We start from the raw sequence: 22206 nt of genomic DNA, 5'->3' as shown, positions 1-22206 counted from the left end.
AGCGTCCGGGGCGAAGCCCCGAAGGTCCCGCCCATCAGGGCGACCCAAGCCCGCGCCCCTCACGGCGCGGCCTCCCGACCGGGGCCGGGGCCAAAGCCCCGCGCGCGCAACGCCACGCGACCCACGCCGAAGCGAAGCCGCAAGCACGCGCCCGTCGGGGCGCAGCGCCACGCGGTCCGGGGCCGGAGCCACGAGTCGGGCACGGGTCTGGGGCGGAGCCGCAGTTGAGGGAAGGGGCGGGGTGGAGGAAAAGCACAAGGCCCCGCCACCCACACGGTGACAGGGCCCCGCACAACCGCACCCCGGCGTCAGCCGAAGATCACGTACACCACCCCGTAGCTCAGCGCAGCGACCACCGCCGCCGCGGGCATCGTGATGAACCACCCCAGCACGATGTTCTTCGCGACACCCCACCGCACCGCGTTCACCCGCTTCGTCGCCCCGACACCCATGATCGCCGAGGTGATCACGTGCGTCGTCGAGATCGGCGCGTGGAACAGGAACGCCGAGCCGAACATGATCGACGCCCCCGTCGACTCCGCCGCGAACCCCTGCGGCGGGTCCAGCTCGATGATCTTGCGCCCCAGCGTCCGCATGATCCGCCAGCCGCCCGCGTACGTGCCCAGCGACAGCATCAGCGCGCAGGCGATCTTCACCCACGTCGGGATCGGGTCGCCCGCGTTCTCCACGTCGGCGATGACGAGCGCCATCACCACGATGCCCATGGTCTTCTGCGCGTCCTGCAGACCGTGACCGAGGGCCATACCGGCCGCCGACACCGTCTGCGCGATACGGAAACCGCGCTTCGCCTTGTGCGGATTGGCGTTCCGGAACATCCACAGGATCGCGACCATCACCAGATAGCCGACGATCATGCCGACGATCGGCGACACGAACATCGGGACGACGATCTTCTCGAGCACCCCGGTCCAGATCACCTCCGTCCCGCCCGCGAGCGCCGCGCCGACCATCCCGCCGAACAGCGCGTGGGACGAGGAGGACGGCAGACCGAAGTACCAGGTGATCAGGTTCCACACGATCGCGCCGATGAGAGCGGCGAACAGGATGCCCATGCCGCGGTCGCCGTGCGGGGTCGCGATCAGCCCCTCGCTGACGGTCTTGGCGACGCCCTGTCCGAGGAACGCGCCCCCGAGGTTCATCAGCGCGGCCATCGCCAGCGCCACGCGCGGCGTCAGCGCACGCGTGGAGACGGAGGTCGCGATCGCGTTCGCGGAGTCGTGGAAGCCGTTGGTGTACGTGAATCCGAGCGCGACACCAATGGTCACGATCAGGGCAAAGGTGTCCACGAAGCTCAGGACTCCTTGACCGCGATGGTCTCCACCGTGTTCGCGACGTGCTCGAACGCGTCGGCGGCCTCTTCCAGCACGTCCACGATCTGCTTGAGCTTGAGCACCTCGATGGCGTCGTACTTGCCGTTGAAGAGGTGGGCCAGCAGCTTGCGGTGGATCTGGTCCGCCTGGTTCTCGAGCCGGTTGACCTCGATCCAGTACTCCGTGAGGTTGTCCATGGTGCGCAGGTGCGGCATCGCCTCGGCGGTCAGCTCCGCCGCCCGGGCCAGGACCTCGATCTGCTGCTCGACACCCTTGGGAAGTTCTTCGATGTTGTAGAGGACGACGAGGTCGACGGCCTCCTCCATGAAGTCCATGATGTCGTCGAGCGACGACGCGAGGGAGTAGATGTCCTCGCGGTCGAACGGCGTGATGAACGAGGAGTTCAGCTGGTGGAAGATCGCATGGGTGGCGTCGTCCCCGGCGTGCTCGGCTGCCCGCATCCGCTCCGCGATCTCGGCCCGGGCGGAGGACTCCGCGCCGAGCAGTTCCATCAGGAGTTTCGAGCCGGTCACGATGTTGTCCGCGGATGCGGCGAACATGTCGTAGAAGCTCGTCTCCCTGGGGGTCAGACGAAATCGCACGTGGGGTCCTCGGGGTGCTTTGGATTCGGTCAGGCTGATGCTAGGCGCATCATCCGGCCACGGCTAACCGGCAAGGTCCCAGTGTCGCCCATCAACAAGCGTGATCAGCACAGACCCCCACAGGATTCTGCACGATTCGCTACCATATACCCACGAGGGGTATACAACCCCTTTCTGGACAGCGGGAGGACGCGATGACGACCACCGAGGCGGCCGGCCCCCCGGTCACGGACGCGGGCACCGACCACGACAGCGGCGTGCACGGCTACCACAAGCAGAAGGACGAGCACCTCAAGCGGCTGCGCCGCATCGAGGGCCAGATCCGTGGCCTGCAGCGGATGGTCGACGAGGACGTCTACTGCATCGACATACTCACCCAGGTCTCGGCCTCGACCAAGGCGCTGCAGTCCTTCGCGCTCCAGCTCCTGGAGGAGCACCTGCGCCACTGCGTCGCGGACGCGGCCGTCAAGGGCGGCGCCGAGGTCGACGCCAAGGTGGAGGAGGCGACGAAGGCGATCGCCCGCCTGCTGCGCACCTGACCAGGCCGTTTCGGCCCGTTTCGGCCCGTGGTCGCCCGCGCGACACCCCGAGCCCCAAGTGGCTTGATCCGTACGCTCCGGATCAACGGGGAGTGGCGATCACCACCCGCCGAACGCCCCCGCCGGCCGCTCCGCCGCCACCCTCAGCACCTCGTCGATGCGGTCGGCGCTGAGCCGGTCCCCGTGGGCGGCGGAGGCCGCGATCATCAGCTCGCCGCACAGTTCGATCTCGGCGAGGGCGACGGCCACGTGGTCCTCCTGGACCGTCGTCGTACTGGGCGGAGCCACGTGCCATCACCTCTTCCGGCCGATGTCGCTTCCCTAGCGTAGGGAGCGTGCCACGCACCGCGCATGGCACGTCCGGACCATTTGGGCCGTGGCCTTCCCGGGCCCCTCGACGCCGCCCCGCACGCGCCCCGCACACCGGCGCGGCTCAGGCCCGGACCTTGCCCGAGTAGATGTCCTTCGCGTCCGGAAGCCGTACGTCCACCGGTGCCCCGAAGTCGAACAGCACGGTGGTCGAGGTGACCGCCACCATCCGGCCCTCGTTCGAGAAGGTGAAGCGGTGGCGCACCTTGAGCAGCCGGCCCGCATCGTCGAGGTACGCGTCGAACGGGACCACGTCCTTGGCGAACCCTTTCGCCGCCGCCGCCAGCGGCGCCCGCGCGTACGGCTGTGCCGCCGACGCCGCCCTGCCGATGTCCGTCGTCCCCCGGTAGTGCCGCACCTTCCGGCCGGAGATCTGCGTCTGCCCCACGTACGTCGCCTGCTCGGTGCCGCGCAGCAGCTCGGCGGCGGCCAGGGGGTCCGTCGCGCCGCCGGTGACGAGGTTCCCGTCCTCCAGCGTGGTGGTGTCGACCCGTACCCACTTGTCCGCGGGCACACCGGCGCCCCGGTTCTTCATGTAGAGCGCGCCCGGCGTGAACAGCTCCGTGATCGGCTTGTGCCCGGCCGCACCGGCGGGGTCCGGCGGGAGGACGACGGTGAGCCGGCCGATGCGCCGGGCGAAGTCGTAACTCCCCTCGCCGCGGATGGTGACCCGGGTCCCGCCGGTCGCCATCTCCATCGAGGTGCGGGCCCGGGAGCTCTTCGCCCTCGCCAGCACGTCCGATGCCCTGCGGATCTCCTCGACCGAACCCGGGCCCTTGGTGTCCTCGGCGGCACCCGCGCCGGAGCACCCGGTGGCGGCCATCACCCCCACCACGGTTGCCGCGACGGCGAGCGCGCCGCCCCTGCGCCTGTGCTGCTGCACCACCATCGCCTGCCAACCCCCAACGCCGGACCGCTGCTTGGACGAATCCCACCCGTCCCTCGGCCTGAGGGGCCTGTGGGCACCCGCCTCGCATAACGACCGGCCGGTCACCTCGTCACGCCGGTCCCCCCGGCGGCCCGACACGCGGGGGCGCAGTACCGTTGACAGGTGCCCGAGCAGGACCCGCCCGCCGGTAATCCGGCGCACCTGACCACGACCGTCGAGCGTGGTTCCTTCGCCGTCGCCCGGTGCAGCTGCGGCTGGTCGGGGCCCGCGAGACGGTCCCGCGACCGGGCGCGTACGGACGCCCTCATGCACGCCACCGCCCCCTGACACGGCCCGCGTACCGGCAGATCTCGCGGGAACCCGCCCCGGCCACGTACCGTCTCCTCTTCCAGGAGGCCCCATGGACCGGCGTGCGCTGCTCACCACTGCTGTTGCCCTCACCACCGCGTGGACCACCGCTGCCTGCAGCCGTGGCGACGGCGGTGCCACCGGGGCGGGCGGGACCACGACCGCGCCCGCCCGCACGCCGACGTCCGCGCGGACGCCCGCCCGGCCGGCCGGTCCCGCCGACTGGGCCGCGCTGGCCCGCGGCCTCGACGGGAAGCTGATCCGGCCGTCGGACGCCGACTACGCGAGCGCCCGGCAGCTGTACAACACCCGCTTCGACGGGCAGAGGCCGGCCGCCGTCGCGTACGTCGCGGGTGAGGACGACGTCAAGGAGTGCTTGGCGTACGCGAAGGCGCACGCCGTCCCGGTGTCCATCCGCAACGGCGGCCACTCCTACGGCGGTTGGTCCTCCGGCAACGACAGGCTCGTCATCGACGTGTCGTCCCTGGACCGCATCGACGCCGACGGCGTCATCGGCGCGGGCGCCAAACTCGTCGACGTCTACCGGGTCCTCGCCCGCCGCGGCCGCACGATCCCCGCGGGCTCGTGCCCCACCGTCGGCGTCTCCGGCCTCACGCTCGGCGGCGGCCACGGCGTGACCTCGCGGGCCTACGGCCTGACCTGCGACAGCCTGACCGAGGCGACGATCGTCACCGCCGACGGCAGGACGCTGACCGCGAGCGCCACCGAGAACAGGGACCTCTTCTGGGCGCTGCGCGGCGGCGGGAACGGCAACTTCGGCGTGGTGACCGGCTTCCGGTTCCGTACGCATCCGGCGCCGCCGACCGTCACCGCCTACCTGACCTGGCCCTGGTCCAGGGCCGCGGCCGTCATCGCCGCCTGGCAGCGCTGGGGGCCGGCCCAGCCGGACGAGATCTGGTCGTCGCTGCACCTGGCCGCCGGCCCGGGCGGCGTACGGCCGACGCTCTCCGTCGCCGCCTTTACGCTCGGCAGCGAGAGCGACCTGCGCAATGCCCTCGACCGGCTCGCCGACGCGGTGGGCTCGCCCGCGTCCTCGTCGGCACTGCGGCCGCGCAGCTACCTGGACGCGATGCTCGCCTACGCGGGCTGCCTCTCCCTCACGGAGGACCAGTGCCGGCTGCCCGGCACCACTCCGGGCCGCAGCAAGCAGGGTGCGCTGCCGCGCGAGACGTACGCGGCGGCGTCCGACTTCTTCGACCGCGGCCTGGCGCCGGCCGGGGTGCAGGCGCTGATCGCGGCGGCCGAGGCGTTCACCCACATCCCGGCCGCCCGGGGCGGCGGCGGCTCGATCGCGCTGACCGCGCTCGGCGGCGCGGTGAACCGGGTGGATCCGCTGGCGACGTCGTTCGTGCACCGGCGTTCGCGGATGCTGGCCCAGTACATCGCCGCCTGGCGGCCGGGCACCTCCGGCTCGGCCCAGCAGTCCTGGCTGCGGGACGCCCACGCGTCGATGCGGCGGTACGCGTCGGGCGCGGCGTACCAGAACTACCCGGACCCGACGCTGCGCGACTGGCGCCGGGCCTACTACGGCCTTGCGGCGGACCGGCTCACCCGCCTGAAGCGGCAGTACGACCCGGACCGTCTCTTCGCCCAGCCGCAGGGCCTGTGAGGACGCCTGCCGCCGAAGACGTCTACGCCGCCAGGCCGTTCTCGCCCGGTCCCGCCTCCTCCGCACGCGGCTCGGGGATGTCCAGCGGCTCCGTGACCAGCGCGGAGCCGGAGGCCCTGCGGGAGCGCACGAGCCGGGACAGGCGCCGCGAGCCGGCGATCGCGGAGACCAGCGGGGTGAGCAGCGCCAGGGCGAGCGGGGCGAGCAGCAGGGTCACGGCGGTGCCGAGCGCGAAGCCGCCGATGACGTCGGTCGGGTAGTGCACGCCCATGTAGACGCGGCAGAAGCCCTCGGCCACGGCGAGGGCGAGCGCGGCGAAACCGAACCTGCGGTGGGCGACGAAGAGTCCGGCGCCGATCGCCATCGCCAGCGTGGCGTGGTCGCTGACGAAGGAGAAGTCGGTCTTGCCCGCGACGAGGACCTCCAGGCCCTCGTGGTCGACGAACGGCCGGGGCCGTTCGACGAATCCGCGGATGGGGATGTTGACCAGCAGGGCGATGCCGGCCGCCAGCGGCGTCCAGACCAGTGCGGCGACGGCGGCGACGGAGTCCTCGGCGGTGCCGCGCCTGCGGACGCTCCACCAGCACCAGAGGGTGACCAGCACCAAGCCGAGCATGATGCCGTACTCGCCGACGAACTCCATGGTCCGGTCGAACCAGCCGGGCGCGTCCTTGGCCATGCCGTTGATGTCGTAGAGCAGGCCGACGTCGGGATTCGTCCCGCCCCTCGTCTCCGTCAGGGGGAACCCGATTGCGAGTCCAGACATCTGCCGCGGCCCCTTGCCTTGTGCCACCGGCGCACCTGCCTGTGCGCCGCTCCGCCAACCCCCGTGGTGAGTCCGGTGTGTGCTGCATGGTCAGTGCGGCCGTCCCTGTCCAGGGAACGACATGCTCACCGGTGTCGTTCCACTCTCCACCGAACGATCACCAGGACGTTATCGAAGAGTGATGAGTCGTCGCAGCTCAGAGCCACGGCGGAGCAGTCGCATTCCAGCCACCGGGCAGCCGTCTCACGCTGCCGGCAGGTCGGTCGGCAGGGCCGCCGCACCGTCCTTGGTGACGCGGGTCGCACCGAAGTAGTCCGGGGTGTCGATCTTGTCGAAGCGGATCACCGCGCCGGTGTACGGAGCGTTGATCATGTATCCGCCGCCGACGTAGACGCCGACGTGCCGGATCGCGCGCGAGTTGGTCAGGTCGTCGGAGAAGAAGACGAGGTCGCCCGGGAGCAGTTCCTCGCGGGAGGGGTGCGGACCGGCGTTGTACTGGTCGTTGGCCACGCGCGGCAGCTCGATGCCCACCGTGCGGTACGCGGCCTGGGTCAGGCCCGAGCAGTCGAAACGGCCGCCCTGCTCGGGCGTGCCGTTGCCTCCCCACAGGTACTTGGTGCCGAGCTTCTGCTGGGCGAAGTAGATGGCCCCGGCGGCCTGGCGCGACGGCTCCACCCGGCCGACGGGCCGCGCGAAGCTCTTCTCCAGACTCCGGATGACCTTCACGTAGTTCTGCGTCTCGCGGTACGGCGGGACGCCGCCGTACTTGATCACCGCGTACGCACCGGCGTTGTAGGCGGCGAGCATGTTGTCGGTCGGGTCACCGGGCGCCTTGCGAACATATCCGGCCAGTTCGCAGTCGTACGAAGCGGCGGACGGAATCGCGTCGGCCGGGTCCCACACATCGCGGTCGCCGTCCTTGTCGCCGTCGATCCCGTGCGTGGCCCACGTTCCCGGGATGAACTGCGCGATGCCCTGGGCGGCCGCCGGGCTCTGCGCCTTCGGGTTCCAGCCGCTCTCCTGGTAGAGCTGGGCGGCGAGCAGGGCGGGATTGATGGCGGGGCACAAGTTCCCCCACTTCTGCACCAGCGGCTGGTAGCGCGCGGGCACGGCCCCCTTCGCGAGGGCGACGGCACCGCCCTTGGCGCCCCCGCCGAGGAGACCGGCGGCGGCCGAGTAGGTGCCGACGACGAGCAACGCGACGAAGCTCAGACACAGCCCCACGGACACACCCGCGACCAGCCACGCCTTACGCACCGTCAACCACCTTCCACCCCGCGGTAGTCCGCCGGAGTCAGTGTAGGTGGCCGGTGCGTCCTTCCGGAGGCGGACGACTCACCCTGGCCGATCCGCATCGGCGTGGTGCCGACCGCGGGCGCACACGCCGGCGGTCACGCCAGGCAGCCGGGCCAACTGCGCTCTGTAGCAGGGTGCTTGGCGCGAAAAGGCGTCCGCCGTCCGGGCCTGGCTTACGGTCACGAGTGGGGCAGCGGCAGTGTGGCCGGCGCCGGTCGCGCGGAGACGTACCCACGCAAGTGGTCTGAACCAGATGCCGCTACTCTGGGTAATGCAGCCAGGAAGGCTGAGGTCAGACCCCTCCGACGACCACGGCGGGGCCAGCAACACAGGAGCACACGTGAAGAACTCTGCGATCGTGACCGACACACCGGCCACGGAGGACGCGCAGAACGGCGGCCTGAAGGGGGCGATCGCCGCACGCCGACAGGGCCGCCGCAACGACGCCGGCGGCACCGCCGCCACGGTGACGTTCATCGCGCTGCTGGGCATAGCGGTCGCCCTGCTCGGCTACATGGTCGTCTCCGGCTGAATTCCGGAGCCGCCAGGAGGGCCCACGAACCCGCAGGGGCACGTGGGCCCTTCGCGTACCACCGGCCTCTGGAGCATCCGGTTACCGGCAGGTAGCGTGTGCCGTACACCCAACTCCGAGGTGCCAGTGGAAGGCGGCCCCGCATGACGGACCCCCAGGCGTTCTTCGAGCGGCTCTCCGAGGACCGCTACGCCCCCACCGAGCACACCCGCGGCCCGTGGGACGCCGCTTCCCAGCACGCCGGCCCGCCCGCCGCGCTCCTCGGCCGGGCCCTGGAAGAACGCCCCGGCGCGCGCACCGACATGCGCCTGGCCCGGGTCACGTACGAGATCCTGCGCCCGGTACCGATACGCCCCTTGACCGTCGCCGCCTCCGTCGTGCGCTCCGGCCGCAGCGTCGAGGTCACCGAGGCCACGCTGACCCCCGAGGGCGCGGACGCGCCCGTGATGCTGGCGAGGGCGCTGCGCGTGCGGACCACCGAGGAGCCGGGGCCCTCCGTCGCCGAGGGCCCGCTCGTCCCCTCGCCCGAGGACACGGGCCCCACGCCCTTCTTCGGCGTCCCCTGGGACATCGGCTACCACACGGCGATGGAGACCCGCTTCGCCGAGGGGTCCTGGCTGGACCAGGGGCCGGGGACGTGCTGGATGCGCATGCGCGTCCCGCTGATCGCCGGCGAGGACACCCGCCCGCTGGACCGCGTCCTCGTGGCCGCCGACTCCGGCAACGGAATGAGCAACGTCCTGGACTTCTCCCGGCACCTGTTCATCAACCCCGACCTGACGGTCCATCTGCACCGCCACCCGGTGGGCGAGTGGGTCTGCGTCGAGGCACGCACCAGCGTGGACGAGGCGGGCATCGGCCTCGCCGACGCCCGGCTCCACGACGAGAAGGGACCGATCGGGCGCGGCGCCCAGAGCCTGTTCGTCGGCCCCCGCTGACCGAGTCCTACGCCTTGGGCCGTTGCGCATGGGGCGTTGCGCCTCGCGCCATGACGGCCCACGCCGTTACGGTCTCCGCCGTTACGCCTTGCGTCCCACGCCCGCGAACATCGCGACCTCGTCCGGCATCGCGGGCTCCCCCGCGTCCGGACGCCAGCGGTTGCACGAGACGATGCCCGGCTCCAGCAGGTCGAGCCCCTGGAAGTAGCGGGCGAGCTGGTCCGGGGTGCGCTGCGTGAGGCGGGGCGTCCCGTGCTCGTTCCAGAACGCGACCGCGGCGTCCACGTCCGGCATCGCGGGGCTGGTGATCGTGTGAGACAGGACGAGGTGGCTGCCGGGTGCGAGGGCGTCCATGAGCCGGTGCACCAGGGCGTACGACTCCTCGTCGTCCTCGACGAAGATGACGACGCCGAGCAGCATGAGCCCGACGGGCCGGCTCAGGTCCAGCGTCCGCGCCGCGCTTTCCAGGATCGTGTCCACGTCCCGCAGATCGGCGTCGAGATAGTCGGTGGCGCCTTCCGGGCTGCTGGTGAGCAGGGCACGGGCGTGCACGAGGACGAGCGGGTCGTTGTCCACGTACACGATCCGCGACTCGGGCGCGACGCGCTGCGCCACCTCGTGCGTGTTGTCGGCGCTGGGCAGCCCGGTGCCGATGTCGAGGAACTGCCGGATCCCGGCCTCGGCCGCCAGGTACCGCACCGCCCGCCCGAGGAACCGCCGGTCGGCGAGCGCGTACTCACCGATCCCCGGGTGCAGCTTCCGTATCTGGTCGCCGGCCTCCTGGTCCACGGCGTAGTTGTCTTTGCCACCGGTCCAGTAGTTCCAGATCCTGGCGGTGTGGGGCCGGGACGTGTCGATGCGGTCGAGGGCGTGCGCGTTGTCGGTCACGCCCGTCAGCCTAGTCAACTCCCGCCTCGATGAGGAGAGTTCGCCGACTGGCCGAAACGCTCGCGACGGTGCAACGGCTTCGCCGGCCCCGCCGTCGTACCTCGTGCACCTGCATTCGGCTCTTCTTGGAGGTACGTCATGCGACGGTTGACCACAGTCGCTGCCGCGCTCGCGCTGACGGGCGCCGGGCTCGTCGGCACGGCCTGCGCCGCGACCGACCGGGCGGACAAGGCCGACCCAGTGGCGAGCACCCCGACGGGGGTGACGGGCACGCCCGGTCAGGCACGGACGACCGCCCCGCCGAACACCGCCGGCCAGGCGGCTCCGGCCACCACGGGGACCACCTGCCCGGCCGTGTGGGGCAGCGGCGCCAAGTCGGCCACGGAGTCGGAGCCCCGCCCGCTGAAGAACGTCAGGACCAGCCGGCACGCCTGCTACGACCGCATGGTCTTCGACATCACGGGGCCGGCGCGCGGGACCGGCTACCACGTCGGCTACGTCGACACGTTCCACCAGGACGGCTCCGGTGAGCGGATCCCGGTGACCGGCGGGGCCATCCTGGAGGTCCGCGTCTCCGCACCGAGCTACGACCCGGCGACGCTCGAACCGACCTACCTCGGCAAGGCCGGGCAACGGCTGCCGGGCGTGAACGTCGCGGGCTACCGGACGTTCAGGGACACCAGGTTCGGTGCGAGCGCCGAGGGCCAGACGCAGATCGCCCTGGGCGTCCGCGCCAAGCTCCCCTTCCGCGTCCTCAGGACCGGCGACCACGTGATCGTGGACGTCGCGCACAAGTGGTAGCAGGGAGGCCGTCAACGGGGCCGGGCGCTGTTCCCGTCCCCGTACAGGGGTAGGTCACCGGTGGCCACGGACAGGGCGAGCGGGTCCGGGAGCGGGATCTCCTCGCCGTACTTGCCCGGCCGGGTGTCCTGATAGCTGCCGTTCGACGGCCGGGTGTGCAGGGCCCACGTGCCGTGGCGCGGGTCGACGACCAGCAGGGCAGGCACGCAGGCGACGGCGTACCAGTCGGCCTTCTGGCGGATGTCGCGGGCCTTCTCGGACTGCGAGACGACCTCGACGGCGAGTTCGACGTCGTGCGGGTCGATCAGCCACTCGTCCGACGTCAGGAACTCCGCAGGGCAGACGGTGAGATCCGGCGTGACGTAGTCGTCAGGATCCTCCGGCATTTCGATGGAGGCCATCTCCACCGCCACCAGCGACTTCGGCAGCCGCGGCCGGATCGTCTCCTCCAGCCTGTAGATCACTCCCGCGTGCTTGCCGCGGGGAGTCGGGGACATCACGAGGCTTCCTCCCACGATCTGCACGCGCAGACCCGTCGCCGATTCGATCTCCTCCGCAAACTCGCGCAGATTTCCGGGCCGCGGGCGGGGACGCATCGGCGGTTGCACGGACATCGTGGACTGCCTCCATCCCTGCAGCTCGGGCTCCCCGACTGCGTGAGCAGGACCGGTGGGAGGTCCCGTGTCCCGTTCGGCGACGCCTCCACCGTACTGCCATGCGTATGCGTGGGCCTCGGACATCCCGGGCTCCTTCCGACGTGCGGTCGTCCACCGTCAATAGTCACGTTAAGTCACGCCTCTGACACTCGCCGGTAGACCGGTAGCGCGGCTGTGTCCAGGAGATGCGTCGTCGACGGCCCGGGCAGCGGGATGCTGTCGCCGAAGCACCCGGAACAGGTCCGTCGGTAGCCGAAACCGTCGGGGTCGGTGCGCAGCGCCCAGGTCCCGTACCGGGGGTCGACGACCAGCAGCGCGCGGACGCGGGCGGCCGCGTACCAGTCGGTCTTCCGGCCGAACTCCCGGGTCTTCTCCTGCCGGGGCACGACTTCGACGGCGAGCTCGACGTCCTGCGTGCGCACCATGTGGTCCACGGGCGGATCGCCGCCCGGAGCCAGGACGACGAGGTCGGGCGTCACGAAGTCGTCCTGGTCCATGGGCATCCGGACGGACACGCCCTCCGTCGCTGTCTGATGCCCGATCCTCGACGCCAGGTGCCGGACGGCCTCCACGCGCGTCGGGCAGTCGGTCCGGGAGAGCACCAGGCTGCCGGCGATGATCTCGACGCGTAAGTCCGTCATCCGTGAGATGAGCCGCGCGACCTCGTGAGGGCTGCGGGGCAGCAGTCGCCCGATCATTGGACGCCACCGCCGAGTTCCACCCAGAGCAGCTTCCCGCCCTGCGGCAACGCGGTCGCGCCCCATACGTCGGCACAGTGCGCGACGAGACACAGCCCCCTCCCGCCCTCGGCATCCGGCGTAGGCCGCCGCGGCAGCCCTGCGAAGGGCGCCGGGATGTCGGGGCAGGTGTCCCACACCCCGAGCCTGAGCCGCCCCTGCTCGGGCGCGCGCAGCCGGAGCCCGTACGGGCCGTCGGTGTGCCGGAGGGCGTTGGTGACGAGCTCGGAGGCGAGCAGCTCGGCGTTCTCGACGAGCCCGCCGAGCCGGTGCGCGTGGAGGACGGCACGGATGGTGTGACGGGCGATGCCGGGAGCCCGTGGATCCTGCGGGAGTTGGAGGGCGTAGGTCCAGGACGGGGCTACGGTGGTCATGGAAGTCTCCTCGACGGAGTACGAGTTGTCGCGGGAACGCGGGTGCCTGGTGACCAGGTCGCTCCGTCGAGCGGGGTGCTTCCAGGCGGGTGGCCTGAGACACACCGTAGGGCGCTTCATGGAATATATTCCATGAAATCCAGGGAATCGATTCCAGTTACCCTCTTGTGGGTGACATGACCAGGGAGAGTTGATGACGCCGAGCTCCACTCCAACTGCCCGCCGCCAGCGCCTCGGTGCTGAGCTGCGGAAGCTGCGGGAGCGAGCAGGCTTCACGACCACGCAGGCCGCCGCCCTGCTGGGTGGCAACCAGGCGAGGATCAGCAACATCGAGGCCGGCCGCTACGGCGTCAGCGCGGACCGGGTCCGGACCCTGACCTGCCACTACGACTGCTCCGACACGGAACTCGTCGAAGCCTTGGCAGCCATGACAGGCGAGCGCAGGCGCGGCTGGTGGGAGGAGTACCGCGAGATCCTCTCGAACGGGCTGCTCGACCTGGCCGAACTGGAGCACCACGGCCGCCGCCTACGTACCGCCCACACCTCCGGCATCCCGGGCCTGCTCCAAACGCTGGACCACGCGCGCGAGATCATGCGCCAAGTAGTTCCCGCGCTACCGCCGTCAGATGTGGAACACCGCATCTCGTTCCGCATCAAACGCCAGGCCGTACTCGTCCGAGAGGACGCCGTCCCGTACGAGGCCATCATCCACGAGGCCGCCCTGCGCATGAGGTTCGGCGGACGTTCTGTGGCGGCTCAACAGCTGCAGCACCTCTTGGAGATGGGGCAACGCGACCACATCTCGATCCGGGTGATCCCTTTCGAAGCAGGCGCGTTCCCCGGCTCGGGCCAGCCGCTCTACTACGTCCACGGACCCGTGCCGCAGCTCGACACGGTGCAGCTCGATCAGGCCCACGGCCCCGTGCTGCTCGATGCAGAGGCACAGCTCAACAAGTACCGCCAGGTTCTTGCCCGGCTGGAAAGCCTCGCCCTGAGCGAGCCCGAGTCCGCCGACTTCATCCACACCATCGCCAAGGACCTGTGAGGAGATCCGACATGCGCTTGGACAGCTGGCAGAAGTCGTCGTACTGCGGCGAGGGCGAGTCCTGCGTACACGTATCCGCAACGGACACCACGGTCAGACTCACGGAGAGCGGCGACCCGAGCGGGGCCATACTCCACACCACCCCCGCGGCCTTCGCCGCCCTCACCCAGGCCCTCAAAACGGGCTCACCGAGCCCGTACATAGACGTCACCCCCATCCCTGACGGCCACGTCCGCATCGGCGGGGTCGTCACGACGACGCCCGAGAAGTGGGACGCGTTCGTACGGGGCGTACGGGCTGGAGAGTTCGACCACTTCGCCACCGCCGGCTGACGTACGCCCTCCACGGCAGTGTGGCCCGGACGGTAGGGCATTCGGCGTCCGCTCCTGCTGGCACCGCTCGTCCGGTGGGCAGCCGAACCGCAGTATCCCGGGGACGCCACCTCGACACGGTTGGCCGCGACATATCTGCCGAGCGATTTCGGACCCTCTGAATCAGATTTGCAGACCATGAGCCCCAGAGGCCCACCACTACGTTTCCGAATTATCCATTACGGCATCGACAATTGGGCCTCCGTTTACCCCCAGGAATCTCCTGGGCATGAAGGGAAGGATGCGTACCCGAACGGTCGCCTGGTCCGGATCCAGGCCCTCCTTAGGCTGCTCGTCCATCGCATCCCGGATCTTCGGCTCGATCAAGCCAGAACGCTCCTATCGAGCCCTTCTGCCCGTCCATCACGTCATACGTCGTGTTCTTCCACGTCTGCTTGACCTCGCCGTGCGCCTCGGCCATCGACTCGTAGCTCCAGTCCGCGGTGCCCCACCACGTGCTGGTTACGAATCGTGTCCCAGCTCATCTGCTTGACTCGTCCTCCTACTCAACAACCGTCGTTGAGGCCCAATCATCAAGTCCCAACGTGGGCAGGCAGGGACTTCAGCTCGTGGTGCTGTGTGTGCCGCGATCGGCCTCGACACGCACAGAACCACTGGAGACACCGCCGAGTCGCGGCTTCAATCCCGCTGGAGCGCCCCCCAAACACTCACGCTCCACACATCCTGGTGCCCGACCCGATATCCGCGTTCGTCTTCGGGCTCGTCCACGACCAGCACGGAGACGTTCCACGCCGGCGCCCGGTATTCGACGAACCCGCCCTGCTTCCGGGTGGTCAGATGGAGGGTCGGCGCGACCCGGCGCAGCTCGCCACGCAAGTCTTCCCAGGCGAGGTGACGCGGGAACTCCACACCCCTGCTCCCTGCCCACTCCTCAACCATGCCGTGATCGGCGGCCAGCCGGTGCAGCTGAATCGCGGCGCCCACCACAAGCCACTCCCCGTCGCGGTTGAACGACAGCTCGACGAATCCGTAGTCCCGGCGCATCGACTGACCTGCTTCGTCGACATCGTCGATGAAGTCGACGTCAATCGCCCTGTCCACATCGGCGACTGTGGACCCAACCCCCAAGCCCAGGAACTTCCCTGTGGAAATGAATGAAGCAAGGACCTCAGCTGCCGTCACGGCCAGTTCCCCAGTTTGTTGATCAGGCGCATGGCCCCCATGTCCCCTCACTCGCGCTCCCGCAGCATCCGTGCGAAATCGCGCTTCCGAGCGACGCGGCCGGCGTGGCGTTGGCCTTGTGGCCCGCCCAGTCCACCAGCGGGCGTAGCCGCCGCTCACACGGGTGACCACGGTGCCCCCAGGGTGCACCGTCTCGTGGAAGTGGTCCCGAGCCTCGACCAGAGCAGCTGTGGCCCACCTGGTGCGGTTGACCTGCGGTTCCGTTCTGAGCAACTCCTCGCACCGCTCTCGCAGCTCGAAAAACGTGGCGCGCCCGAATCCCGGAGCGCCTGGTTCAGCACGGCCGAGATGGGGCACACCCGGCCACAGCCGTACCGCACCCTCGTCTTGCCGCCCCGCGACGAGATCGGCCCCGACTGCTGCCGAGGGTCAGTGCCGCCGTCACCGAACCGCAGGCTGTGGCGCAGCTCACGCCGCCGAGTCCGTCGAAGCTCAGCCGTCCCGGTCGCCCGCTACGGAAGCTCGGTGATCAAAGGCAGCCACTCCATGATGTCCCGCTGAGTCGGATCCTCTTTTCGCAGCAGATCTTGAATGACTGCCAACGGCGTGAGCATGTTCTTGATCCGTCTCAGGTGAAGCATTTGGGGGCCCGGAGTGCGGCGGTACTCCGCTGCCAGTCGGAGCGCGTCCGTGCGCGTGAGGTCGAGGTGCGTCTCCACGTACGCACAGAGGTCACCGATTCGTCGGGCTTCGTCCTCTTCGCTCTCCCCGAACTGTCGGATCATGTAGGCGCGCACAAGAGCCGATTCGGCCACCGCCTTCTTCGGATCCGCCGGGGTCGAGGCGTACTTGCCAACGATGGCAGCCAACGCGAGGTGTCCCCACCGGATCCGGATCTCATGGGGGTACTCATCGGACTGCATCCCGCCGACGCCTAGTTCGCGCACCTGTTCCCAGTTCTCCGTCCCTTCAACAGCATTTTCACCGCCCTGGACGCGCCGCTCCAGTTCGTCCAGCGAGCAGTCTGGGAAGGCACTCATGAGCACTCCTTGACAACTCTATTAGGTCGACCACTGTCAGAAGAATGAAATTCCGGCCCGCTCAAAGGCTTCCTTCCCTACCTCGAGACTCTCAAGTGATGGTTTGTAGTGACCGCTATTATTATTGACTTCGATTCCGAAGTATGAACCATCACCTCCTGCAATATCTGCCTCACCGGCTGCTCGCACGGGGTCGCCATTGGTCAGAACGGGATGCTTGAGCTCAACGCCGCCGACGTGCTTCGGTATGATCACCAAATCTCCGTCCATCGTCACAGCCCACTTGACCGTGCCCGAATTGATGACCTCGTCGAAGCCGTCGTCGCCTACTCTGAGAGGTTTCACTCCCAGGCGCTCTGCATCGGCAAGCTCACCCGCCAACGCGTTCGGCATTTGATTTTCAAACTTGCAAGGGTTCAAGCCCAGAGGGTCTGCCCAGATGAGGGGGTTATTGACGTAGGTGGCCGGGTTGGGGGCGGGAAGGAGGCCTAGTGGGTCCACGGAAAGGAAACGTGACGTATCAGGATCGTAGTAACGAAAATAACTGTAGTGCAGTCCGGTTTCTGGGTCGAAGTACTGCCCGGGGAAGCGAAGAGGTGTGTAAGCCGTGCTCGACGATGCCCATGTGGTGGTGCCCCATAGCGTGCTGCGCGTACGCCAGGCCAGCGTCCCCGACTCGTCGATCAATTCCCTGGGGCTACCCACGAGGTCCGTGACGATCGCGAAGAATCGCTGGTCGATTTCCTCTTGAGCGGAGGTGGTAATGCGTTCGGTCTGAGCGAGAGGGCGAAAGCCGTCGTGATCCCAGGTCAGAGTGACCAAATGTGGCGAAGACTCGCCTTGAGAGGTCTGCTCACAGAGGGTGGCTCGGTCCCACGTAAAATGGACCTGTTCAATCGGCGTCTCTCCGTCGTCGGCCAGCCTCTGTTTGGCCATTCGGCGGCCGAGCGGGTCGTACAGGTACCGCCACGTTGTGCCGTCCGGCGTGACAACGCCCGTCAGCCGGTCTTCTGCGTCCCATATGTATCGCCATGTGTCGGGCTTCCGTGACAGCCTCGTCTTCTGGCGCAGGACCACACGTCCTTGTGCGTCGTGCTGGAAGCGGATACCTCCCGCCTGAATGAGGCGTGTGCCGTTGTAGGTGCGGGTGCCCGCCGCCTCTTGGTTCGGGTGTGATCCGGGCCAGGCGGCCTGGACTTGGTTCCCCGCCTCGTCGTACGCATACCGCTCAGTCCAGTCCATGGCGTGAACGGTGGTCACGCGGCCCACCGCGTCCAGTTCGAAGGTTCGGTCTCCGGCGAGTTGGTCCTCAAGGGAGATTACGTTGCCGTCGGCACGATAGGTGTAGGAGCGGTGTTGGAGGGCGCGGCCATGACTGGTGGTGCGCTGGTGCCTGAGACGTCCCGTCTCGTCGTACTCGTGTGTGAGCACGAGGCCGTTGCCCACGATTCGGGTCAACTCTCTACCCACCGCGTCATGTGTGAAGTCGATCGTGTGGCCGGAGGCAGTGATCTCGCTCCGATGGCCGGCTGGATCGTACGCCCATGTGCTGATGGCCCCGCTGGGGGTCGTGCGGCTTGTTCGGCGGCTGAGGGAGTCGTAGGTGAACTCCAGCTTTCTGCCGTTCACCGTTTCCGAACGGAGCCGTCCGGACCGGTCCCGCAGTCTTGTCAGCGTCGCGTCACGGCTCGCCGCCACAGCAAGCTGGTCGAAGATGTCGTATTCGTAAGTGGTGACCGAACCCTCGGCCTCCTTGCGTACGACCTGTCCGAGAGCGTTGCGCTCGTATCGCACTTGCTGCCCAAGGCGGTTGGTACGCGAGGCCAGGCGTCCTGCGCGATCGTAGGTGTAACTCAATGTGCGGCCGTCAAAGTCGCTTTCAGAGAGCAGATGTCCAACCGGGTCGTATGCATAGGCCCACGTCAGGCCTTGGGGGTTTGTGACCTGCAGCAGTTGCAGGTTGCTGTCGTGGGCGAACTCGTAGCGAGCGCCGTCAGGGTCTGTGCGGGCGGCGAGAAGGTCGAAGTCGGTGTACTCGTAGGTGGTGACGCCACCGATGGCGTCGGTGTGTGTCAGGCAGTTGCCTTCGCCGTCATAGCTCCACGACTGCTCCGTGCCGTCGGAGTCGATGCGGCAGGCGATTCTGCCCTCGACGGTCCAGTTGAACCGCGTGACGGCTCCAAGGGGATCGGTGATCGAGACCGCACGGCCGAAGGCGTCGCGCTCGTACTGAGTGACGGCGCCCAGCGGGTCAGTGATGGCGATCGGCAGCCCGGCGCGGTCACAGAGCACGGTGGAACTGCTGCCGAGGGCGTCCGTGATGGATGCGAGGTGCCCTGCCGTGTCGTAGGTGAAGTGAGTCGTCGCCCCCGACGGGTCGGTGGCGGATGTGCGGTTGCCGTGTTCGTCGAAGGTCTGTCGCGTGACGTTGCCGTCGGTGCCGATGATGCGTGTCGGGAGTCCGAGGGCGTTGTACTCGGCTCGCGACTGGCGGCCGTCCGGGCGCTCTACCGCGATCGGTCGGCCGTGGTCGTCGTAGGTCAAGCGGCTGACGTGGCCCAGTAGGTCCGTGCGGGACAGCAGACGGTTGTGCTGGTCGTACTCGTAGCGGGTGACCGCGCCCAGGGCATCGATTTCGGCGACGATCTGGGAGCGGTCGTTGACGAGGTGGCGCTCGGTGTGGCCGAGTCCGTCGGTGACGGACGTCATGCGCAGGCCGGTGTCCGGGTCGGTGTCGTCCCAGGTGAAGCTGGACTCGAGATGACCGTTGGTGCCGGCCTGGTAGGTGCAGCGGTCCTGGTCGTCGTAGACGTAGTCGAATCGGCTGCCGTTGGTGTCGGTCCACGAGGTGATGCGGCCGTGCTCGTCGCAGTCGAAGCGCAGGGGACGGCCGGAGGAGTTGGTGACGGAGGTGAGGTGGCCGTCGGTGTAGCCGTAGCGCAGGATCTCTTGGTCGGAACCGTCCCGTGCCGCGCCTGCCAGGTGCAGGGCGGTGATCCGGCCTTCGCTGGTGGTGAGCTTCAGGTGGTACCCGCCGTGGTGGACGATCGAGGCGGGAGCGCCGGTGTCGTCATACTCGAAGGTGATCCAGCGGCCGTTGCGGTCGTCGATCTGTGCGAGCAGGGCCACCTCGTCACTGTGGTCGGTGAAGTGCCAGACCTTCCCGGTGTCGGGGTCCGTGATGGTGTAGCCGTCGTCGACGCGGTCCAGTGGCCAACGGCGGCCGTGGGTGGGCATGACCGGAACGCCGGGCGCAGGGTGGGGGTAGGCCAGCAGGCTGCCTTCGTCGCAGCTGAAGATGACGCCTTCGGAGTCGATCTCCAGTCGCTGGTCCACCGTGGACGACCATGTGGGGCCGAACCAGCGGCCTGAGCGCCGGGAGGAGTCGAACGTGCGCTGGAACACCAGGGGCAGGGAGCCCGGCAGCGTGATGTCCGTCTGCGGCAGCAGCATCCGGCCGGTCGCAATGTCGACGGGGTCCTTCTTGCACACCGTCTCGCTGCATCGCTTGCCGTTGCTGTCCGGATTGCTCTCATGGTCCCCGCGGGTGCCGTCCGGCTTTCCTCCGCCGTCGGGCAGGCGCTTGGCACCGTCCAACCCAACGCGGAGTCCGGCCCGGCCCAGGCCCGCACCCTTCGTTCCCAGAATCTCGGGGACGAGGCGGCCGAGGAATTCGGAGGGGTCGCCCTTGGCGGCGTCCCAGGCGTTCTTCAGGGCTCGGTCGGGGTTGGCGACGGTGGAGGCGAGGCCGGCGAGCGTCATGTTGACGCCCTTGTAGTACTCGGCCGGGTGGGTCAGGTTGTAGGGGTCGAGCGGGTGGACCGAGCGGACGAAATTGACCAGCCCCGCGGTGCCCTTGATGATGCCGCCGCCGAAGTGGGCCAGCTCGATGCCCTGCCCCAGGCCGTGGTCCATGAGCTCGGTCTGGAGTTTGTCCAGGCCGGTCTTGTCCTTCGGCGCGTGCGCCATGGCGGCCGTGACCGCGCCCTTCGCCAACTCGGCGGCATCGTTCCGCGCCTGCCGGGCGTCGTCCAGGATCTCCTGCGCCCGCTTGCGCTTGGCCGTGCTCGGGTCCGTGAACTCACCCGGGTGCGGCAGCGGGCTGTCGCTGTTGCGGGCGGCGTTGTAGGCATCGGCCTTCTTGTTGAACTCCGCGGCCGCCTTCTCGTAGTCCTTCTTCGCCTCGTTGTAGAGGGCGATCGCCTCCCGCGCCTTGCCCTGGGCACTGACGACCGCCTTCGAATAGGTCTCCAGGGCCTTCGCCGCGTCCTCGAACGCGTCCGCCGCCCGCAGCCAGTCCGTGGGCAGCGTGTCGAACTTCTCCCGGAAGGTGTTGGCGGCCTCACCCTTCCAGTGGCTGGAGTCGAGCTTCTTCATCCCGCCGCCGACCAGATCGAACGCGAGTCGGAAGTCCCGCAGGTTCTTCACCGTCGCGGCGATCTTCTCCGGCCGGCCATGGACCAGCTCGTTCGCCTCCTCGGTCTGGCCGAGCTGCTGCTCCCCGACCTCCGCACCGAGCGAGGAGGCGGTCTCATCGCCCCAGTCCTCGACGGCCTCGGCCATCGCGTCGTGACCGTAATGCCGCAGCCCCTGCCCGGCCTTGTCCGTCGCCCAGTCGACGCCCTCACCAACGACTTCCTTGCCCTTGTCGATCGCCCGGTCGGCACCATCGACAAGCTTGTCACCCCAATCCCGCCAGTCCACCATCAGCGCCTCTCCCCCCACCGCGGCTGCTCGGCCTGGTCGATCGTCGCCTGATCGGGATCCAGGTCTTCCTTGAGCTGCTCATCCATCGCGTCCCGGATCTTCGGGTCGATCAGGCCCGAGCGCTCCATCGAGTCCATCTGCGCGTCCATCACGTCATACGTGGTGTTCTTCCACGTCTGCTTGACCTCGCCGTGCGCCTCGCGCATCGACTCCGCGCTCCAGTCCGCGTTGTCCCACGCGTGCTGGTCACGAATCGTGTCCCAGCGCATCTGCTTGACCTCGTCCTCCGACAGATGCGGATTCCCGTTCAGCGAGTTCACGCCGATCTTGATCGAGTCCTTGACGTACTGCTCCTGCTCCGCGAACGAGCCCGCCGACAGGCCGACTCCTTGCGCGAAGGCGTTCCCCTTCCACGTCAGGGCCCGAACCCCCCACTCCCACCGGTTGCAGAACGTCTCGAACTCCGACGTCAGCCCCCCGTGGCCCAGCTCCAGCCCGGACAAGGCCAGGTCCGAGAACCCCCGGCCCACCGACGCCTCGCCGATCATGCCGAGCTCCTTCAGCTCGGCATGCGCCAGATTGATCCCCTTCGCGATCTCCGCCAGCCCCGACGCCGCCGCCGCAAGCTCAGGCTCGCCCCCACTCACCGCGTCCCCCCGAGGTCCACCGCCACCTCATCCGGAACGATCCCCGCCACCGGCGGAAACACCATTCCGTCATCACTGCCCGCGTCCAAAGCGACCCCGCCCGGCCCCGGCACCATCGGCACCATCACATCCAGCAAGCGCGCACCGAGAATCGTCCGGTAGGTCCACTCCCGGCCCGCACCCCCCTGCGCGGAAGCGAACCGCGCCAACGCCTCCTCGTTCGAGAACGCGCAGATCCACCGCACCCCGTTGAAATCCGCGGTCCACAGACTCCCGTGCTCGTCGAACGGCACCAACACCGCTGTACGCCGGAACTCCCCCAGCAAACGCGCAAACTCCCGCCGCGCCACCGCCACCTCGTCCACCGGCCCAGCGGCCACCGGAGCCGCTGGTGTTACCGGCGGAATCGTTGACGGCTCAAACGATGCGGTCGGCACCGACGCATCGGCCAAATCGGCCAGCCGCGAAGCCCGTTGAGGCTTCGCCCTCTCATCCCCGTTGTCAGTCACCCACGAATGCTGCCACGTGATCATTCCCGCGAGCAACGAACAAAGGAC

Annotated in this window: 23 protein-coding genes; 8 read left to right on the top strand and 15 right to left on the bottom strand. The window is 68.8% G+C overall.

What is annotated here, in order from left to right:
• Nucleotides 1–308: 308 nt before the first annotated feature.
• Both ACLB9X_RS13630 and ACLB9X_RS13625 read right to left on the bottom strand, forming a co-directional pair.
• Nucleotides 309–1307, bottom strand: a complete 999-nt coding sequence (locus ACLB9X_RS13630; protein ID WP_410360585.1) for an inorganic phosphate transporter — start codon at nt 1305–1307, stop codon at nt 309–311.
• Nucleotides 1308–1312: 5 nt separating this feature from the next.
• Nucleotides 1313–1933, bottom strand: coding sequence for a DUF47 domain-containing protein (locus ACLB9X_RS13625; protein WP_226728848.1), 621 nt, complete (start codon nt 1931–1933; stop codon nt 1313–1315).
• Between the two features lie 194 nt (nt 1934–2127).
• On the opposite strand from ACLB9X_RS13625, the gene ACLB9X_RS13620 reads away from it, so the two are divergent.
• Nucleotides 2128–2472, top strand: coding sequence for a metal-sensitive transcriptional regulator (locus ACLB9X_RS13620; protein ID WP_410360584.1), 345 nt, complete (start codon nt 2128–2130; stop codon nt 2470–2472).
• A gap of 99 nt (nt 2473–2571) precedes the next feature.
• On the opposite strand, the gene ACLB9X_RS13615 is transcribed toward ACLB9X_RS13620, so the two are convergent.
• Nucleotides 2572–2760, bottom strand: coding sequence for a hypothetical protein (locus ACLB9X_RS13615; RefSeq protein WP_410360583.1), 189 nt, complete (start codon nt 2758–2760; stop codon nt 2572–2574).
• Nucleotides 2761–2905: 145 nt separating this feature from the next.
• Nucleotides 2906–3730, bottom strand: coding sequence for a hypothetical protein (locus tag ACLB9X_RS13610; protein WP_410360582.1), 825 nt, complete (start codon nt 3728–3730; stop codon nt 2906–2908).
• A 162-nt stretch (nt 3731–3892) separates the two neighbouring features.
• On the opposite strand from ACLB9X_RS13610, the gene ACLB9X_RS13605 reads away from it, so the two are divergent.
• The gene (locus ACLB9X_RS13605; protein WP_410360581.1) at nt 3893–4057 is read left to right on the top strand and encodes a hypothetical protein; all 165 of its coding nucleotides are present in this window, start codon (nt 3893–3895) and stop codon (nt 4055–4057) included.
• Between the two features lie 73 nt (nt 4058–4130).
• Nucleotides 4131–5708 carry an FAD-binding oxidoreductase gene (locus tag ACLB9X_RS13600; RefSeq protein WP_410360580.1) on the top strand — a complete coding sequence of 526 codons (1578 nt, stop codon included), beginning with the start codon at nt 4131–4133 and terminating at the stop codon, nt 5706–5708.
• A 22-nt stretch (nt 5709–5730) separates the two neighbouring features.
• On the opposite strand, the gene ACLB9X_RS13595 is transcribed toward ACLB9X_RS13600, so the two are convergent.
• Both ACLB9X_RS13595 and ACLB9X_RS13590 read right to left on the bottom strand, forming a co-directional pair.
• On the bottom strand, nt 5731–6474 hold the full coding sequence (locus ACLB9X_RS13595) for a phosphatase PAP2 family protein (protein WP_410360579.1): 744 nt from the start codon (nt 6472–6474) through the stop codon (nt 5731–5733).
• A gap of 243 nt (nt 6475–6717) precedes the next feature.
• Nucleotides 6718–7731, bottom strand: a complete 1014-nt coding sequence (locus ACLB9X_RS13590; protein WP_410360578.1) for an NlpC/P60 family protein — start codon at nt 7729–7731, stop codon at nt 6718–6720.
• Nucleotides 7732–8110: 379 nt separating this feature from the next.
• On the opposite strand from ACLB9X_RS13590, the gene ACLB9X_RS13585 reads away from it, so the two are divergent.
• A complete protein-coding gene (locus ACLB9X_RS13585; RefSeq protein WP_410360577.1) occupies nt 8111–8302 on the top strand; it encodes a hypothetical protein in 192 nt (63 codons plus the stop codon).
• Nucleotides 8303–8445: 143 nt separating this feature from the next.
• The gene (locus tag ACLB9X_RS13580; RefSeq protein WP_410360576.1) at nt 8446–9240 is read left to right on the top strand and encodes a thioesterase family protein; all 795 of its coding nucleotides are present in this window, start codon (nt 8446–8448) and stop codon (nt 9238–9240) included.
• A gap of 81 nt (nt 9241–9321) precedes the next feature.
• Here ACLB9X_RS13580 and ACLB9X_RS13575 read toward each other — a convergent pair whose 3' ends face one another.
• Entirely contained in the window at nt 9322–10137 is an 816-nt protein-coding gene (locus ACLB9X_RS13575; protein ID WP_410360894.1) for an SAM-dependent methyltransferase, read from the bottom strand.
• Between the two features lie 129 nt (nt 10138–10266).
• On the opposite strand from ACLB9X_RS13575, the gene ACLB9X_RS13570 reads away from it, so the two are divergent.
• Nucleotides 10267–10929 (top strand): hypothetical protein, encoded by a 663-nt coding sequence (locus ACLB9X_RS13570; RefSeq protein WP_410360575.1) that lies wholly within the window; start codon nt 10267–10269, stop codon nt 10927–10929.
• Nucleotides 10930–10940: 11 nt separating this feature from the next.
• On the opposite strand, the gene ACLB9X_RS13565 is transcribed toward ACLB9X_RS13570, so the two are convergent.
• The 3 genes from ACLB9X_RS13565 to ACLB9X_RS13555 form a co-directional block, all read right to left on the bottom strand.
• Nucleotides 10941–11543 (bottom strand): Uma2 family endonuclease, encoded by a 603-nt coding sequence (locus tag ACLB9X_RS13565; protein WP_410360574.1) that lies wholly within the window; start codon nt 11541–11543, stop codon nt 10941–10943.
• A 176-nt stretch (nt 11544–11719) separates the two neighbouring features.
• Complete coding sequence (locus tag ACLB9X_RS13560) at nt 11720–12226, bottom strand: Uma2 family endonuclease (RefSeq protein WP_410360573.1); 507 nt, start codon at nt 12224–12226, stop codon at nt 11720–11722.
• A 53-nt stretch (nt 12227–12279) separates the two neighbouring features.
• Nucleotides 12280–12696, bottom strand: a complete 417-nt coding sequence (locus tag ACLB9X_RS13555; protein ID WP_410360572.1) for an ATP-binding protein — start codon at nt 12694–12696, stop codon at nt 12280–12282.
• 193 nt (nt 12697–12889) lie between these two features.
• On the opposite strand from ACLB9X_RS13555, the gene ACLB9X_RS13550 reads away from it, so the two are divergent.
• Entirely contained in the window at nt 12890–13741 is an 852-nt protein-coding gene (locus tag ACLB9X_RS13550; protein WP_410360571.1) for a helix-turn-helix domain-containing protein, read from the top strand.
• Between the two features lie 11 nt (nt 13742–13752).
• Nucleotides 13753–14073: a DUF397 domain-containing protein gene (locus tag ACLB9X_RS13545; protein ID WP_410360570.1), complete on the top strand. Its 321-nt coding sequence runs from the start codon at nt 13753–13755 to the stop codon at nt 14071–14073.
• A gap of 678 nt (nt 14074–14751) precedes the next feature.
• On the opposite strand, the gene ACLB9X_RS13540 is transcribed toward ACLB9X_RS13545, so the two are convergent.
• The 5 genes from ACLB9X_RS13540 to ACLB9X_RS13520 all read right to left on the bottom strand — a co-directional run bounded on the left by ACLB9X_RS13540 (nt 14752) and on the right by ACLB9X_RS13520 (nt 22182).
• A complete protein-coding gene (locus ACLB9X_RS13540) occupies nt 14752–15255 on the bottom strand; it encodes a hypothetical protein (RefSeq protein ID WP_410360569.1) in 504 nt (167 codons plus the stop codon).
• A 512-nt stretch (nt 15256–15767) separates the two neighbouring features.
• Nucleotides 15768–16295, bottom strand: a complete 528-nt coding sequence (locus ACLB9X_RS13535; RefSeq protein ID WP_410360568.1) for a hypothetical protein — start codon at nt 16293–16295, stop codon at nt 15768–15770.
• A gap of 36 nt (nt 16296–16331) precedes the next feature.
• A complete protein-coding gene (locus ACLB9X_RS13530) occupies nt 16332–21002 on the bottom strand; it encodes a putative T7SS-secreted protein (protein WP_410360567.1) in 4671 nt (1556 codons plus the stop codon).
• On the bottom strand, nt 21002–21649 hold the full coding sequence (locus tag ACLB9X_RS13525; RefSeq protein WP_410360566.1) for a hypothetical protein: 648 nt from the start codon (nt 21647–21649) through the stop codon (nt 21002–21004). The genes ACLB9X_RS13530 and ACLB9X_RS13525 overlap by 1 nt, the downstream gene beginning before the upstream one ends.
• A complete protein-coding gene (locus tag ACLB9X_RS13520) occupies nt 21646–22182 on the bottom strand; it encodes an SseB family protein (RefSeq protein WP_410360565.1) in 537 nt (178 codons plus the stop codon). Before ACLB9X_RS13520 ends, ACLB9X_RS13525 begins: the two co-directional genes overlap by 4 nt.
• Nucleotides 22183–22206 lie beyond the last annotated feature (24 nt).

The sequence above is a fragment of the Streptomyces sp. 5K101 genome (assembly GCF_046506645.1).
Classification (GTDB): domain Bacteria; phylum Actinomycetota; class Actinomycetes; order Streptomycetales; family Streptomycetaceae; genus Streptomyces.
Note: the sequence above shows the minus strand (reverse complement) of the source record. Positions and strands in the feature narration are given on the sequence as shown.